Here is a 1,323-nt window from a genome sequence, read left to right on the forward strand (position 1 = left end):
CACCGTAACTACTACCCATCGCTTCACCCAAAACCTTCCCGAAAAAGTATCTCAAGCTGATATCGTAGTTGTAGCGGTTGGCAAACCTGGCCTTGTTAAAGGCGAATGGATTAAACCCGGCGCTATTGTTATTGACGTAGGTATCAATCGCCTAGAAGACGGGACGCTTGTTGGTGATGTGGAATTTGATATCACAAAAGAACGCGCTGGTTGGATTACTCCCGTGCCCGGTGGAGTCGGACCAATGACAGTAGCGACACTTATGGAAAACACCTTATACGCTGCAGAGCAGCTTCACGACTAAAGCAATATCGTATCAATAAAAAAGGCGACCCTTAGGTCGCCTTTTTTACACATAAACACTTGTAAACTAAGCGCGACGCCAGGTTGTCCCATCTTTACCATCGTCAAGAACAATGCCTTGTTCGGCTAACTCATCACGTATGCGATCTGACTCAGCCCAGTTTTTGTCCGCACGCGCTTGAAGTCGCTGAGCAATCAACGCTTCAATTTCATCTTCAGCCAGTCCACCATCTTGTGTCGGCGCTTGTTTAAAATAAGCATCTGGATCCGACTCAAGCAAACCAAGAACGCCAGCCAATTGCTTCAACGTAAATGCAAGCTGATTTTTCTCAGCTGCATCTTTCGCTGAATTAAGTGCCTTAACCAAATCAAACAACACCGCTAGCGCAACTGGCGTATTGAAATCATCACACATTGCCGATTTGAAACGGTCAACATAAGAGACCTCAAGATCAACTTCTGAAATCTCTAATCCACGCAAAGATTGATACATACGATCTAGCGCGCTTTGCGCTTCCGCTAAGCTCGCTTCCGAATAATCAATTTGACTGCGATATTGGCTTGATGTGAGGAAGTAACGCACCACTTCAGGAGAGTACTTTTCAAGCACTTCGCGAATAGTAAAGAAGTTACCCAAAGACTTAGACATCTTCTCTTTATTAACCCGGACAGCGCCGGCATGCATCCAGTAATTCACATAGGTTTCGCCAGTAGCCGCTTCGCTCTGCGCAATCTCATTTTCATGATGCGGGAACTTCAAATCAGGACCACCACCATGAATGTCGAAGGTATTACCAAGACAACAAGTCGACATTGCCGAACATTCTATATGCCAGCCCGGACGGCCTTTACCCCAAGGAGAGTCCCAGTATGCCTCACCCTCTTTTGCAGCTTTCCATAATGCAAAATCTAATGGGTCTTCTTTCAACTCTTCAATACCAACGCGCGCACCGGACTGCAGATCATCGATATTTTTCTTACTGAGTTTGCCGTAACCATCAAACTTCTTAACACGATAAT

General features: G+C 45.7%; 1 protein-coding gene and 1 pseudogene. One reads left to right on the top strand and one right to left on the bottom strand.

Annotated elements, in window-relative coordinates; all coding sequences use genetic code 11:
* Positions 1-304, top strand: a pseudogene (locus tag A3739_RS14705) (bifunctional methylenetetrahydrofolate dehydrogenase/methenyltetrahydrofolate cyclohydrolase); the annotation flags it as partial.
* Positions 305-370: 66 nt separating this feature from the next.
* Here the strand turns inward: A3739_RS14705 and cysS are convergent.
* Positions 371-1,323, bottom strand: a 953-nt coding sequence (gene cysS / locus A3739_RS14710) for a cysteine--tRNA ligase (protein ID WP_068501897.1), incomplete at its 5' end; no start/stop codon positions are given.

The sequence above is a fragment of the Oleiphilus sp. HI0067 genome, from assembly GCF_001635735.1.